This window comes from Caballeronia sp. LZ035 (assembly GCF_031451175.1).
GTDB lineage: Bacteria > Pseudomonadota > Gammaproteobacteria > Burkholderiales > Burkholderiaceae > Caballeronia.
Genome location: NZ_JARUXS010000001.1, coordinates 2,875,345 through 2,888,902 on the forward strand (window position 1 = coordinate 2,875,345; position 13,558 = coordinate 2,888,902).

Consider the following 13,558-nt stretch of genomic DNA (forward strand, 5'->3'; position numbering starts at 1 on the left):
ACTATGCGAAAAATGTGCAGTTGCGGCGGATCTTCAAGCTAACCGGAATCCATTACCGATTCGCTGAATTCGACCCTGTTTGATCAACCGTGCATTATAAGGCCACGCCCTCCGAAAACGACACGGCTAACAACTTGATACAGCTAGGGAATCATGGTTGCATCGGGTTGCATTGTGTAACCTTTCGGCCGCTTGCTTCTTCATATGAACAGACGCTGAACGCCCTCTGCTTCATGATCTTCGACCCGACAAATCATGACAGGCGCCCAGCCAAAACCCGCTACTCAATGACCGACGCCCAGACCTCCCGCACCGACGCTGCTCCCGCTCCCCTCGTCTTCGGCGACCTGCAAGGCTGCTGCGAACCCTTCGAGCGCCTGCTCAAGAAAGCGGCCGTCGCCGAAGACGTACCGCTCTGGTTCGCGGGCGACTTGATCAATCGCGGGCCGCAGTCCTTGCAAACCTTGCGCGAGGTGATCGCGCTCGGCTCGCGCGCCACGGTCGTGCTCGGCAATCACGACCTGAACCTGCTGTCGGTCGCGGCCGGCCTGCGCAAGCCGAAGAAAGGCGACACGCTCGACGAGATCCTCGCCGCGCCCGATGCGGCTGACCTCATCGAATGGGTGCGGCACAAGCCCGTCGCGCACTTCGAGCACGGCATGCTGATGGTGCACGCGGGCGTGCTGCCGCAATGGGACGCCGCGCTGACGATGACGCTCGCGCATGAACTCGAATCCGCATTGCGCGCGCCGGATTGGAAAGAGACGCTGGCGGGCCTGTACGGCAACGAGCCGGATCGCTGGGATGACACACTGACGGGCCTGGACCGCCTGCGCGTGATTTACAACGCGCTGACGCGCATCCGCTTCTGTACGGCCGAAGGCGCGATGGAATTCGCCAACAACGGCGGCCCCGATGCCGCGCCGCCCGGCTATCTGCCGTGGTTCGACGTACCCGGACGCCGCACGCAGGACGTGACGGTGGTGTTCGGCCACTGGGCCGCGCTCGGCCTGATGATCCGCGACAACGTGCTGTGCCTGGACTCGGGCTGCGTGTGGGGCAACAAGCTGTCGGCGGTGCGGCTCACGGCCGATCCGGCGCAGCGCGTCGTCACGCAGGTGAGTTGTTCGATGAAGAAGTGACGACCGGTTCGACGAACAGCGGCTCGCTGACGACAGCCGGCGCGCCGCGCATCCGGTCCAGCGCCGCGCTCACCGCGGCCTGCGCCTCGCTCGCGAGCAGCCGCCGGTCTGCGCCCGGCGCGAGCGGATTGCACACGTAGAGATGCGCGGTGAGCTCGCCGGCGCGCAACAGCGCATCGAGCGAATCGTTGAGCGACATGTCGCCGATATACGCCGGCGCGACCGATTGCCGGCCCTGCGCGTCCTCGTACATCAGGCAGATCGGCTGCACCGGCACGGATGCCGACACGGCCGCCTGGAACAGATTGGCGTGAAACGGCAGCAGCGCACGGCCATCGGTCGTGGTGCCTTCGGGAAACACGCACATCTTCTCGCCCGCCATCAGCCGTTGCGCGAGTTCGTGCATGATGCGCTTCGCGTCGCTGCGCTTCTCGCGCTGCACGAACACCGTGTCCAGCTGCTGCGCGAGCCAGCCGACCACCGGCCACTTGCGGATCTCCGCCTTCGAAACGAACGGCGTCGGACGCCACGCGTTGATCACATAGATGTCGATCCACGACACGTGATTGCCGACCACCAGCACGCCGGCATCGAGCCGCGCTTCGTCGTTGTGTACGACGAGCTTCATGCCCGCGAGCCGCAGCATCTCGATCGACCAGACGCGGTTCATCTCGCTGCGCTCGCTCGCGGAGGCGCGCGGAAAACGCGATGCAACGATCCCCATGCCAATCAGCAAGTGGACGAGGAGCCTCAGTTTGCGCAGCGTCAGCCGCATGTTCAGCGACTCTCGTAGGCGAGATGGCCGCCGACAACCGTCGCACGGACGCGCGCCGGCAGTTCGTAGCCCAGGAACGGCGTGTTGCGACCCTGGCTCCTGAGCTTGCGCGGATCGACGCGCCAGTCGGCGTTGGCATCGAACACGCAGACATCGGCGAGCGCGCCCGTCACGATGCGTCCCGCAGGCAGCTTCAACGCGTCCGCCGGTGCCGACGTGATGCGCGAGAGCGCCTTGGCAAGCGGCACGTCCGCCTCGCGCGCCCACTTCACCGTCAGCGACAGCAGCAGTTCGAGGCCGGTCGCGCCCGGCGTCGCCTCGGCGAATGGCAACAGCTTCTCGTCTTCGTCGAGCGGCGTGTGATCGGAGCAGATTGCGTCGATGGTCCCGTCCACCAGACCCGCGCGAATCGCCTCGCGGTCGCGTTGCGCGCGCAACGGCGGATCCAGGCGGAACTGCGAATCGAAATAGCCGATGTCCACGTCCACCAGATGCACGTGATTGATGGTCACGTCAGCGGACACGGCGAGCCCTTCGGCCTTCGCCGCGCGCACCAGCGCGACGCCCGCCGCCGACGACAGATGCGACAGATGCACGCGCGCGCCCGTCACGCGCATCAGTTCGAACAAGGTATGCAGCGCGATGGTTTCCGCCGACACCGGCACGCCGGACAACCCGAGCCGCGACGCCACCGGACCGCTTGCCGCAACGCCGCCCTTCGACATGTACGCGTCCTGCGGACGCAGCCACACGGTATAGCCGTAGGTGGTCGCGTATTGCAGCGCGCGTTGCAGCGTGCGCGTATCGACGATCGGGTTATCCGCCTGCGAGAAGCCGATGCAGCCGGCCTCGGTCAGCTCGACCATCTCGGTGATGGTTTCGCCCTTCAGTCCCACCGTCAGCGCGCCGAGCGGATACACGTGCGCCTGATGCAGCTTCTGCGCGCGGAACTTGAGCATCTCGACGAGACCGGGTTCGTCGAGCGTCGGGTCGGTGTCGGGCGGACACACGAGACTCGTCACGCCGCCCGCCATGGCCGCCGCCATTTCGGATTCGAGTGTTGCCTTGTGCTCGAAGCCCGGTTCGCGCAGCCGCGCCGACAAATCGACGAAGCCCGGCGCCACGTAGAGCCCATTGGCGTCGATCACCTTCGCGGCGCTGAAGTCTGCCGGCGCAGCGCCCACGCCGACGATCCTGCCCGCTGCGATGAACACGTCCTGGCGTGTTTCGGTGCCCGCGGCCGGATCGATGATCGTGCCGCCTTGAATCTGGATCTTCATGTCGCGTTCTTAGTCACTGTTGCCGGCCACGATGCCCATGACCGCCATGCGCACGGCGATACCGAAGGTCACCTGGTTGAGGATCACCGACTGCGGGCCATCGGCCACCTGCGAGTCGATTTCGACGCCGCGGTTCATCGGTCCCGGATGCATTACGATGGCATCGGGCGCGGCGAGCGCGAGACGCTCGGGCGTGAGACCCCAGCTCTTGAAGTATTCCTGCGCCGAAGGCAGCAGCGCGCCGCTCATGCGCTCGTTCTGCAGGCGCAGCATGATGATGACGTCGACGCCCTTCAGGCCTTCGTCGAGATTGTGATAGACGTGTACGCCCATCTGCTCGAGATTGCCGGGCAACAGTGTGCGCGGACCGATGGCGCGCACTTCGGGCACGCCGAGCGTGGTAAGCGCATGAATGTCCGAACGCGCGACGCGCGAATGCAGGATGTCGCCGACGATCGCCACGCGCAGCTTCGTGAAGTCGCGCTTGTAGTGGCGGATCGTGTACATGTCGAGCAGACCCTGGGTCGGGTGCGCGTGACGGCCGTCGCCTGCGTTGATGACGTGCACGTGCGGCGCGCAATGCTCGGCGATCAGATACGGCGCGCCGCTCGATGCGTGACGCACGACGAACATGTCGGCATGCATCGCCGAAAGGTTGTTGATCGTGTCGAGCAGCGATTCGCCCTTGCTCGTCGACGACGCGTTGATGTTGAGGTTCAGCACGTCCGCCGACAAGCGCTTGGCCGCGATCTCGAAGGTCGTGCGCGTGCGTGTCGAGTTCTCGAAGAACAGGTTGAACACCGACTTGCCGCGCAACAGCGGCACCTTCTTCACTTCGCGGTCGGTCACGCTCACGAACTGCTCGGCGGTGTCGAGGATGTGCGTGACGATCGAACGCGGCAAGCCCTCGATGGTCAGCAAATGCTTGAGTTCGCCGTTCTTCGTGAGCTGCGGATTGCCCTTGAGGAAGCCGTAGCGGAAGGGTTCAGCCGGGGGATTCGCCGCGCTGTCCGCGCCCTGGGTTGCCGTATTCATGATGATCCCGGGTGTTTCTCTGGAGAAAGCTCGAAGCCGCGCGTCACTGCGCGCGCGGTTCCGTCGTGAAAGTGAACGCGTTGCTTGCGTTGCGCGCCAGCACGAGGGTGTCGCCCGCCGGCACGTCGACCATGCCGCCGGTGAAGCGCGCCGCGATCGGCATCTCGCGTCCGCCGCGATCCGCGAGCACCGCGAGGTCGATCGACGCGGGCCGGCCATAGTCGTAAAGCTCGTTGATTGCCGCGCGCACGGTGCGGCCGGTGGACAGCACGTCGTCGATCAGGATGATGTGGCGGCCGTTCACGTCGAATGGCAATTCAGTGGGGCGCGCCTGGCTGTGCAGGCCCTTCTTCGCGTAGTCGTCGCGATGCAGCGCCACGTTCACCACGCCGATGTGCGGCGCCTTCAGATCCTGTGCAAGCCGCTCGGCCAGCCACACGCCGCCGCTGTAGATGCCGGCGAGCACGGCGCCGTCGGGCGCGTCGAGCGAGGGACCCAAGGCACTGCGAATCTGCTCGACGAGCGCGCGGTACAGCGCCTCGGCGTCAATGGAACTCATGATCGTCGGCTAGTTCGTCAAGATATTGTTGAAGGATGATGCGGGCGGCTTCGGCATCGATCTCGTCGAAGCGGCCGCGCGCGTTGGTGCGCACGCCGCGTTCACGCAGGTCGGCTTTGGCATCGACGGAGGAATAGCGTTCGTCCACCCATTGCACGGGCACGTTGAAACGCCCGTTCACCTGATTGCCGAAGCGTTTGGCCAGTCCGCTCATCTTGTGCGGCGTGCCGTCGGGATGCATCGGCATGCCGACCACCACGGCGTTCGGCTTCCAATCGTTCAGCAGCTTGCCGATTTCGAGGAAGCGATAGTCCTGATTGCGGTTTTCCAGCGTGAGAAGTGCGCGTGCTTGACGGGTGAGCGTATTGCCGACGGCGACACCGATACGTTTTTCGCCGTAGTCGAATGCCAGCAGCGTGGCTTCGCGGCTCATGCGTGCCCTGCTTCGCCGGACAACATGGAACGCGACACGCCGAGCAGCGAGAGCGCGGCTTCCAGACGGTCCTCGGCGGGCACGTCGAAGATGATGCGCGGATCGGCTTCCACGGTGAGCCAGCCGTTCTTCGAGATTTCTTCCTCGAGCTGGCCCGCGCCCCAGCCTGCATGACCCAAGGTAAGCAGAAAACGTTCGGGACCGGTGCCGCTGGCGACGGCTTCGAGCACGTCCTTCGACGTGGTCATGGCGAGGCCGCCGGGCACGCTCATCGATGAACTGTAGGGCTCGCCTTCGCCGGCTTCGTGCAGCACGAAGCCGCGCTCGGTTTGCACGGGACCGCCGAAGTACACAGGCAAGTGAACCAGCGGCTCGATTTCGAGCTTGAGATCGATGCGGTTGAAGAGGGACTGCAGATCGATGTCGGTCGGCCGGTTGATGACGAGACCCAGCGCGCCCTTCTCGGTGTGATCGCAAAGATAGACCACGGTTCCTGAGAACGTCGGATCGGCCATGCTTGGCATGGCGATCAGGAACTGATTCGTCAAATTGATGCGATCGGAAGTCTTGGACATAATTCAGGATTTTTACAAAGGCGCTGCGAGATGGCCGACTTCGATGTGGGATTGGTCTGGTTTCGGCGGGACCTGCGCGCGGCAGACAATGCTGCACTCTATCACGCGCTTACACGCTGCCGCCGCGTGCTGTGCGCGTTCGTTTTCGATCGCGAAATCCTCGCGCCGCTGGCCAGACAGGACCGCCGCGTGCCGTTCATTCATGCCAGTTGCGTCGAACTCAATCGCACCTTGCACGATGCTGGCGGCGCGCTGATCGTGCGGCATGGCGTGCCGCTGCACGAGATTCCCGCGCTGGCGCGCGCGCGCGGCGCGAATGCGGTCTTCGCCAACCGCGACTACGAGCCGTCCGCGAAGGCGCGCGACGAAGCCGTGGCGCAGCGGCTCGCCAGCGACGACATCGCGTTCTTCACCTTCAAGGATCAGGCCGTCTTCGATCACGACGACGTGCTGACCGGCGCCAACAAGCCCTATACCGTGTTCACGCCGTACAAGCGCAAGTGGCTTGCAACGCTGACGCCCGATGCGCTGAAACCGTATGCGTCGGAGGATCATCTGCAGGCGCTGGCGAAGCCGCCTGCGGACGTGAAGCACGCGATGCCCTCGCTCGCGCAACTCGGCTTCGCGGAGGCGGGTGGCCCGGCGTTTCCCGCCGGTACGAGCGGCGCGTATGAACTCTTCGACGACTTCCGCGAGCGCATGACCGATTACGGCCGCACGCGCGACTTTCCCGCGCAGAAGGGCCCAAGCTATCTCGGCGTGCATTTGCGGCACGGCACCGTGTCCGCTCGCGCGCTCGCTCGCAGCGCGCACGATGCGCAACGGCACGGCGACAAGGGTGCCGAAACCTGGCTCGGCGAGCTGATCTGGCGGGAGTTCTACTTCTCCGTGCTGCACCATTTCCCGCATGTCGGCGTGCCGGGGGATCATCGTGCGTTCAAGCCGGAGTACGACCGGATCCAATGGGAAACCGGCGACGCCGCCGAGGCCGACTTCGCCGCGTGGTGCGCCGGTCAGACGGGCTATCCGCTCGTCGATGCAGCCATGCGGCAGATCAACACATCGGGCTATATGCACAACCGTCTGCGCATGGTGGTGGCGAGCTTTCTCACCAAGGATCTCGGCATCGACTGGCGGCGCGGCGAAGCGTATTTCGAAGCGCTGCTGAACGACTTCGAACTGTCGAACAACAACGGCGGATGGCAGTGGGCCGCGTCGAGCGGTTGCGATGCGCAGCCGTATTTCCGCATCTTCAACCCGGTCACGCAGTCACAGAAGTTCGATGCGGCCGGCAAGTTCATCCGCCATTACGTGCCGGAGATCGCCGGGCTGTCGGATCGCGACATCCACGCGCCGTGGCGGGCGAAACCGGACGCGCTGAAGGCCGCGAAGATCGCGCTTGGCGGGGATTATCCGCAGCCCGTGGTTGATCACGATGCGGCGCGAAAACGTACGCTCGTGCGCTATGACGTGGTGCGCGGGCCGGGCAAGCGGCCAGCCGAGCCCCGTTCCGGCGATGACGACTAACGCGTAACGGGCATCGGCTTCTCGATCATCGCGGTGAGCGCGACGATCGAGCCGCGCCCTTCCGACGGCGCAATGCCCGCCGCCGCCTGATGCAGCATCGAACGCAGCATGTGCGCGGCACGTTCGGGCACGGTGGCGTCGAGACCGCGAGTCGCGCCTTCCGGTGCTGTGGGTGCTGTAGGCGCTATAGGCGCTGCTCCGCGGGCCTCGCCGTGATACGCGACGCGCCGCCACGCGAGACCGAGCGTATCGGCGAGCAGCGCGACGTGGCCCAGCCCGAGCGCGCACGCCGCCGCGCCGAGCCGGTGCGAAGCATTCGCCGCCGCAAGCGCCGCCGCCTCATCCACCGTGCCGGTTTCGCTCGCCTGCGCACCCCGCTCGACCAGCGCCTCGATCGACGTCTCCGCGCTCTGCAGGAAATCTTCGTAGGCGGATGCGTTCACGCGCAGCACGCCGAGATCGCGCGTGGCGGCGTCGCGGGCCAGTTCGCCGGCCTGCGCCGCGCCCTCTTCCCACGCGGCCTCCGAGGCCGGCGTGGCCGCAACGTGCCACGCGACCGTCAGACCGTAGTCGCGCAGCACATCGACGTGCTCCGCCTCCTCCGGCGCCGCGCCGTACAGCGCGAAATCGCGCCACAGCAGTGCGAGGGTCGCGCGCACCAGCGAGCGCGGCGCGTAGGTCAGCGCGTGCGCCTGATCGGCCAGCACGAGGTTGAAGCGCGCGTAGAGACGACGCGCGTCGGCGTCATGAGCGTTTTGTCGGGCGCTATCGTCGGGACCGGCACGCTCGGCCCGCGCGCGCAACGACGTGACGCACGACGACGCCAGGCGCCAGAAATCGTAAGGATCGGGGCCGCGCAGATCGGCCAGGCACGCATCCAGGCGGGCGTAGGCAGCGGTGGATTCTTCGGCGGGGCCGCGCAATAGCCTGAGTAGCGCTTCCTCGTAATGCGCCCGCACGCGCGCGAGCCGCTCGGGCGCGAAGCCACGCAGCGTCGCCGGCGCGATCGCGCGGCCGGCGAGCGCCAGGTCGTCGTACGAAACGGGCGCCACCCGTGTATGCGCCGCGAGCAGCGCATGCAGCCCGCGATAGTGATCGAAAAGCGCCGTCGAGCAGGCCAGTTCGCGCAAATTGTGACGTTCCACGGCGGCGCCGAAAACGGCGATCGCGTCCGCAATGCGCGCTCGATTGGCGTCGGATTCATCGCCGAGCGGCGCGACCAGCGCAAGCGCTTCCGCGAAACGCTGCGCCGGCAGCCAGCCGGCCGAGTGCAGCGCGGCAATCGCCCGTTTCAGCGCTGCGCCAGTTTCGCCCTGGCGCTGGAACGCGTGCTGGGCATCGGTGAGAGCCATCTCGGCGAGCCGCACCGATCCGCCGCGCGGATTGGGCAAGGCTTCGAACGGAACGTGCAGATCGGGACGTGATGTCATGTCGGGCGCTCACAAGCCGTTGCGTGGGCGCGTGGCTCGGTCGGGCCGCCGCACGCGGTTGAACTGCGTCACTGCGTCTTCGGTGGATGCGACGCCGGCGCGGAGGTCCGGCCGCCGCGCATGCTGCATCTCTGCTGCGCGCCTGCCGTGAAAGTGGCTGACGCCTCGCGCGTCGCGCCACACGACGCAGACCCGGGCGCTTAGCCTGCCTTCGCCCGGCCGCGATGCGCTTCGCTTCAGCCGGCGCCGCGCCAAAAAACGCGCGCCGCATGACGGAGGTCATGCGGCGCGTCAAAACATGAAGTCAGATCTGGACCATCTCGAAGTCTTCCTTGCGGGCTCCGCATTCGGGACAGGTCCAGTTGATCGGGACGTCCTCCCAGCGGGTTCCCGGCGGGATGCCCTCTTCGGGCAGGCCCGCTGCTTCGTCATAGATCCAGCCACAGATCAGGCACATCCAGCTGCGCGGTTCGTGTTGAGATTCGCTCTGTTCCATACTCAGGCCGGGTCGATTGGTCGGTTGAAATTAGGACAAGATGGTACCGTGTTGCTGTAGTGATGCCTAGCAAGCGTCCCGCCCGCACGCCGGGTTGTAATCTTGTCGCTCCCATGGCCGCTTCATGCGAAGGCTAGCGCGTCGGAAAAAAGTGCGCAAAGAGAACAGTCGGACGGCGTTAGGCCGCATAATCGGAGCGTGTCTGAGCGGGCAATGCTTCACGCGAACAGTTAACACGAACACCCGCGGGCGGACCCGCTTCGAGCCGCCAAGTCCATCCAAGCAATCCAATACCACAATGTCCGCTTTTGCCATGACCGGCGACTCCCCACCGATCGTACTCACCTTCGGCCTTTCGGATCCCACCGGCGGCTCGGGCCTGCAGGCCGACCTGCTGACGCTCGCGAGCATGGGCTGTCACGGCGTCACGGTACTCACCGGTTACGCGGTGCGCGACTCTGCGACCTGCGACGAAGTGACCGGCCTCGATCCGGATACCGTCGCAACCCAGGCGCGCATGTTGCTGGAGGACATGCCGGTGGCCGCGTTCAAGATCGGCGCGGCGACCCGGGCCGAAGTCGTGTCGGCGATTGCCGAGGTGGTCTCCGACTACGACGACGTCCCGCTGATCCTCGCCCCCGACTTCACCCTCGACGACGAGCACGTGCTCGCCGCGGATGAGTTGCGCGAGTCGCTGGCCGATCTGCTCGTGCCGCAAACCACCATGCTGATCGCCGATCACGCCACGCTGCTGCAACTTGCGCAACCGGACAGCGACGCGGACTCGCCCACGCTGGATACTGCGATTTCGCACCTTTTGTCGCAGGGCTGCGAGTATGTGCTGGCCCTGGAAGCGGGCACGCACCGGCACGTGATCACGCTGTACAGCGAAGAGGGACAAGTGCGCCAGGACACGTGGGACCGCGCCGTGCATCGCGTCGTGGGCCTGACGGATACCATGGGCTCGGCCATTGCCGCGTTGCTCGCGAATGGCCAGGAGCCCGCGGAAGCCGCGCGCGAGGCGCAGGAATATGTGTTTCAGGCGGCGCGCGCCGCCTTTCGTCCGGGCATGGGCGCCTATTTGCCGGACCGCTTTTTCTGGGCGCGCTCGAATGACGCGGACGAGGAAGGCGACGCATCCTCGCTGTCCGACGATTCCACCGGCCTGCCGGGAGAAGCGCGGCACTGAGTTCTTGCAGTGAACCACTTGCAGTGAACCCCAAGAGGGAGGCTTCGCGAACGCATGCCGTACCGACTGCCCCACCTGCACAAGCCCGGCCCACAAGGCGCGATCCGCATCGGCTGCGCGGGCTGGGGTCTGTCGAGCGCCGTTGCAAGCAGCTTCCCCGGCGAAGGCTCGCATCTCGAACGCTACGCGCACACGCTGACGTGCGTCGAAATCAACACGAGTTTTTACAAGCCGCATCGGCCGGAAACCTACGCACACTGGGCGGAGAGCGTGCCCGACTCGTTTCGCTTTTCGGTCAAGCTGCCCAAGGCCATCACGCACGAAGCGCGGCTGGTCAATAGCGAAGCGCTGCTCGACGAATTCCTGCACGCCGCCGGCAAACTCGGCGACCGGCTTGGCTGCTGGCTCGTGCAACTGCCGCCCAGCCTGCCGTTCGATCACGACATCGCCGAGACTTTTTTCAAGACGCTGCGTGCGCGCACTGACCTGCCGATTGCCTGTGAGGCGCGCGAGCATGGCTGGTTCACGACGCACGCGGCTGCGTTGCTGAAGGCGCATCACATCGCTTATGTCGACGCCGATCCCATTCCCGATGACTGCGAGATCCGGCATCGGGCGGACGGTTCGCTGGTGTATGTGCGGCTGCATGGTTCGCCGGAGCTCTACAAGTCTTCCTACAACTACACCTATCTCGACGATCTGGCGCGCACGCTGCACGCTCGCGCCAAAAAGACGGCCGAGGTCTGGTGCATCTTCGACAACACAGCCGAAGGCCATGCCCAGCCCAATGCGCTGCATCTGATGGAGCGCTTGCGGATTCATCACAAAGTCTGAAGCGTTGCACACGACGGAGGTTCATCCGATGCACAAGCCGGCAGGCCGACTCACCCGTTTCCTGGACGCCGCGCTGCTGGCCGGTCTGATCGGCCTCTGCATTCCCGCACAGGCCCAGAACGCCGCACCGCCGCCCGCCGCTACGCCCGCAGGCGACGGCACCTTTCTGCTGACGATCTTCCTGAAGCACGATGAATCAAAGACGCTGCCGCAGATCAATCAGCAACTGAAGGAGCAGGGTTACTTCAAGCAGTTCCCGCCGCCGGGCGTGGAAGTGGTGTCGTGGTACGTGATGATGGGCATCGGTCAGGTGGTGACGCTGCGCGTGCCGGCTGACCGGCTGCGCGAGGTAAATCGCGCGATAGAAAGCACCGCGTGGGGCGGATATCGCACGGAGTTCTATCCGACGTACGACTACAAGGCCGCGGCGCAGAAGCTGCGCGAGGATATGAACAAGTAGCCTTGTCGTGTCAGGAAACCGTGGACGAAAAAAAACCTGCATCGCTGCAGGTTTTTTTTCTGGCATGACGCGAGCCTCTTTCGAGACTCGCGCCGATGTAATCCGGCGCGAAGCCAGCTTACATGTCCATGCCCATGCCGCCCATGCCGCCGGGCATGCCGCCAGCCATCGGAGCATCTTCCTTCGGCAGTTCAGCAACAGCTGCGTCCGTCGTCAGCAGCAGGCCTGCCACCGATGCCGCGTTTTGCAGCGCCGTACGCGTGACCTTCGTCGGGTCCACGACGCCGGCTTCCACCAGGTCGCCGTACTCGCCCGTTGCCGCGTTGTAGCCGTAGTTGCCCGAACCTTGAGCAACCGCTGCCACCACGACCGACGCTTCTTCGCCGCCGTTCGTCACGATCTGGCGCAGCGGTTCTTCCATTGCACGCAGAACGATCTTGATACCGGCGTCCTGGTCGGCGTTCGCGCCCTTCAGGCCGTCGATCGCACGACGTGCGCGGATCAGCGCCACGCCGCCGCCTGCCACGATGCCTTCTTCCACAGCCGCACGGGTTGCGTGCAGTGCGTCTTCGACACGTGCCTTCTTTTCCTTCATTTCGACTTCGGTCGCAGCACCGACCTTGATCACTGCAACGCCGCCGGCCAGCTTGGCCACGCGCTCTTGCAGCTTTTCACGGTCGTAGTCCGACGTCGCTTCTTCGATCTGCTTGCGCACTTGCTTCACGCGCGCTTCGATGTTCACGGCTTCGCCAGCGCCGTCGATGATCGTCGTGTTTTCCTTGCCCACTTCGATGCGCTTCGCCTGGCCCAGTTCAGCCAGCGTTGCCTTTTCGAGCGTGAGGCCGGTTTCTTCCGCGACGACTTGACCGCCGGTCAGGATCGCGATGTCTTCCAGCATGGCCTTGCGACGGTCGCCGAAGCCCGGAGCCTTGACAGCAACGGTCTTCAGGATGCCGCGAATGTTGTTGACGACCAGCGTAGCCAGCGCTTCGCCTTCGACGTCTTCAGCGATGATCAGCAGCGGACGGCCAGCCTTCGCGACTTGTTCCAGTACCGGGAGCAGGTCACGGATGTTCGAAACCTTCTTGTCGTGCAGCAGCACGAACGGGTTTTCGAGGACGGCGACTTGCTTGTCCGGGTTGTTGATGAAGTACGGCGACAGGTAGCCGCGGTCGAACTGCATGCCTTCCACGACGTCGAGTTCGTCTTCCAGCGACTTGCCGTCTTCGACGGTGATGACGCCTTCCTTGCCGACCTTGTCCATGGCTTCAGCGATACGGTCGCCAATGGAGGTGTCGCTGTTCGCCGAGATCGAGCCGACTTGCGCGATTTCCTTGTTGGTCGTGCAGGGCTTGCTGATCTTGCGCAGTTCTTCGATGGCGGCAGCAACGGCCTTGTCGATACCGCGCTTCAGATCCATCGGGTTCATGCCCGAGGCAACGTACTTCATGCCTTCACGGACGATGGATTGCGCCAGGACCGTTGCGGTCGTGGTGCCGTCGCCGGCGTTGTCGCTGGTCTTGGAAGCCACTTCCTTGACCATTTGCGCGCCCATGTTCTGGAGCTTGTCCTTCAGCTCGATTTCCTTCGCGACCGAGACACCGTCCTTGGTGACCGTCGGGCCGCCGAACGAACGCTCGAGCACGACATTGCGACCCTTCGGGCCCAGCGTGACCTTGACCGCGTTGGCCAGGATGTTCACACCTTCGACCATCTTGGCGCGTGCGGAATCGCCAAAAATAACTTCTTTAGCTGCCATATCCAGACTCCTTGATTCGATTCAGATTTCCGGCTTCGCCACGCGCGCCCGGAGGGCTGCGGCC

At 65.0% G+C, this 13,558-nt stretch carries 14 protein-coding genes; 5 read left to right on the forward strand and 9 right to left on the reverse strand.

Features of this window, described 5'->3' with window-relative positions:
* Positions 1-287: 287 nt before the first annotated feature.
* Positions 288-1,142 carry a symmetrical bis(5'-nucleosyl)-tetraphosphatase gene (locus QCE88_RS13500; protein WP_309902617.1) on the forward strand — a complete coding sequence of 285 codons (855 nt, stop codon included), beginning with the start codon at positions 288-290 and terminating at the stop codon, positions 1,140-1,142.
* Here QCE88_RS13500 and QCE88_RS13505 read toward each other — a convergent pair.
* Genes QCE88_RS13505 through QCE88_RS13530 form a run of 6 tightly spaced genes read right to left on the reverse strand, consistent with a single transcriptional unit; the run spans position 1,111 to position 5,799 of the window.
* Positions 1,111-1,917: a lysophospholipid acyltransferase family protein gene (locus QCE88_RS13505; protein WP_309902619.1), complete on the reverse strand. Its 807-nt coding sequence runs from the start codon at positions 1,915-1,917 to the stop codon at positions 1,111-1,113. The genes QCE88_RS13500 and QCE88_RS13505 overlap by 32 nt on opposite strands.
* Positions 1,918-1,919: 2 nt before the next feature.
* Positions 1,920-3,197, reverse strand: a complete 1,278-nt coding sequence (locus QCE88_RS13510) for a dihydroorotase (RefSeq protein WP_309902621.1) — start codon at positions 3,195-3,197, stop codon at positions 1,920-1,922.
* 9 nt (positions 3,198-3,206) lie between these two features.
* Positions 3,207-4,232: an aspartate carbamoyltransferase catalytic subunit gene (locus QCE88_RS13515; RefSeq protein ID WP_309902624.1), complete on the reverse strand. Its 1,026-nt coding sequence runs from the start codon at positions 4,230-4,232 to the stop codon at positions 3,207-3,209.
* Positions 4,233-4,275: 43 nt separating this feature from the next.
* Positions 4,276-4,791 (reverse strand): bifunctional pyr operon transcriptional regulator/uracil phosphoribosyltransferase PyrR, encoded by a 516-nt coding sequence (gene pyrR, locus QCE88_RS13520; RefSeq protein WP_309902626.1) that lies wholly within the window; start codon positions 4,789-4,791, stop codon positions 4,276-4,278.
* Entirely contained in the window at positions 4,778-5,224 is a 447-nt protein-coding gene (gene ruvX / locus QCE88_RS13525) for a Holliday junction resolvase RuvX (RefSeq protein WP_309902628.1), read from the reverse strand. Before ruvX ends, pyrR begins: the two co-directional genes overlap by 14 nt.
* Positions 5,221-5,799, reverse strand: a complete 579-nt coding sequence (locus QCE88_RS13530; protein WP_309833122.1) for a YqgE/AlgH family protein — start codon at positions 5,797-5,799, stop codon at positions 5,221-5,223. The genes ruvX and QCE88_RS13530 overlap by 4 nt, the downstream gene beginning before the upstream one ends.
* Positions 5,800-5,829: 30 nt before the next feature.
* On the opposite strand from QCE88_RS13530, the gene QCE88_RS13535 reads away from it, so the two are divergent.
* Positions 5,830-7,326 carry a deoxyribodipyrimidine photo-lyase gene (locus QCE88_RS13535; RefSeq protein ID WP_309902630.1) on the forward strand — a complete coding sequence of 499 codons (1,497 nt, stop codon included), beginning with the start codon at positions 5,830-5,832 and terminating at the stop codon, positions 7,324-7,326.
* Here QCE88_RS13535 and QCE88_RS13540 read toward each other — a convergent pair.
* Positions 7,323-8,756 (reverse strand): hypothetical protein, encoded by a 1,434-nt coding sequence (locus QCE88_RS13540; protein ID WP_309902632.1) that lies wholly within the window; start codon positions 8,754-8,756, stop codon positions 7,323-7,325. The two genes, QCE88_RS13535 and QCE88_RS13540, sit on opposite strands and share 4 nt — an antisense overlap.
* Positions 8,757-9,060: 304 nt before the next feature.
* Positions 9,061-9,252, reverse strand: a complete 192-nt coding sequence (locus tag QCE88_RS13545; protein WP_309809560.1) for a rubredoxin — start codon at positions 9,250-9,252, stop codon at positions 9,061-9,063.
* 313 nt (positions 9,253-9,565) lie between these two features.
* On the opposite strand from QCE88_RS13545, the gene QCE88_RS13550 reads away from it, so the two are divergent.
* The 3 genes from QCE88_RS13550 to QCE88_RS13560 are packed head-to-tail and all read left to right on the forward strand — an operon-like array spanning position 9,566 to position 11,735.
* Positions 9,566-10,441, forward strand: coding sequence for a hydroxymethylpyrimidine/phosphomethylpyrimidine kinase (locus QCE88_RS13550; RefSeq protein WP_309903586.1), 876 nt, complete (start codon positions 9,566-9,568; stop codon positions 10,439-10,441).
* Between the two features lie 54 nt (positions 10,442-10,495).
* Positions 10,496-11,275, forward strand: coding sequence for a DUF72 domain-containing protein (locus QCE88_RS13555; protein WP_309902635.1), 780 nt, complete (start codon positions 10,496-10,498; stop codon positions 11,273-11,275).
* Positions 11,276-11,303: 28 nt separating this feature from the next.
* Positions 11,304-11,735 carry a hypothetical protein gene (locus QCE88_RS13560; protein ID WP_309902638.1) on the forward strand — a complete coding sequence of 144 codons (432 nt, stop codon included), beginning with the start codon at positions 11,304-11,306 and terminating at the stop codon, positions 11,733-11,735.
* Positions 11,736-11,853: 118 nt separating this feature from the next.
* Here the strand turns inward: QCE88_RS13560 and groL are convergent, their stop codons facing one another.
* Positions 11,854-13,494, reverse strand: a complete 1,641-nt coding sequence (gene groL / locus QCE88_RS13565) for a chaperonin GroEL (RefSeq protein WP_309833129.1) — start codon at positions 13,492-13,494, stop codon at positions 11,854-11,856.
* Positions 13,495-13,558: the final 64 nt, after the last annotated feature.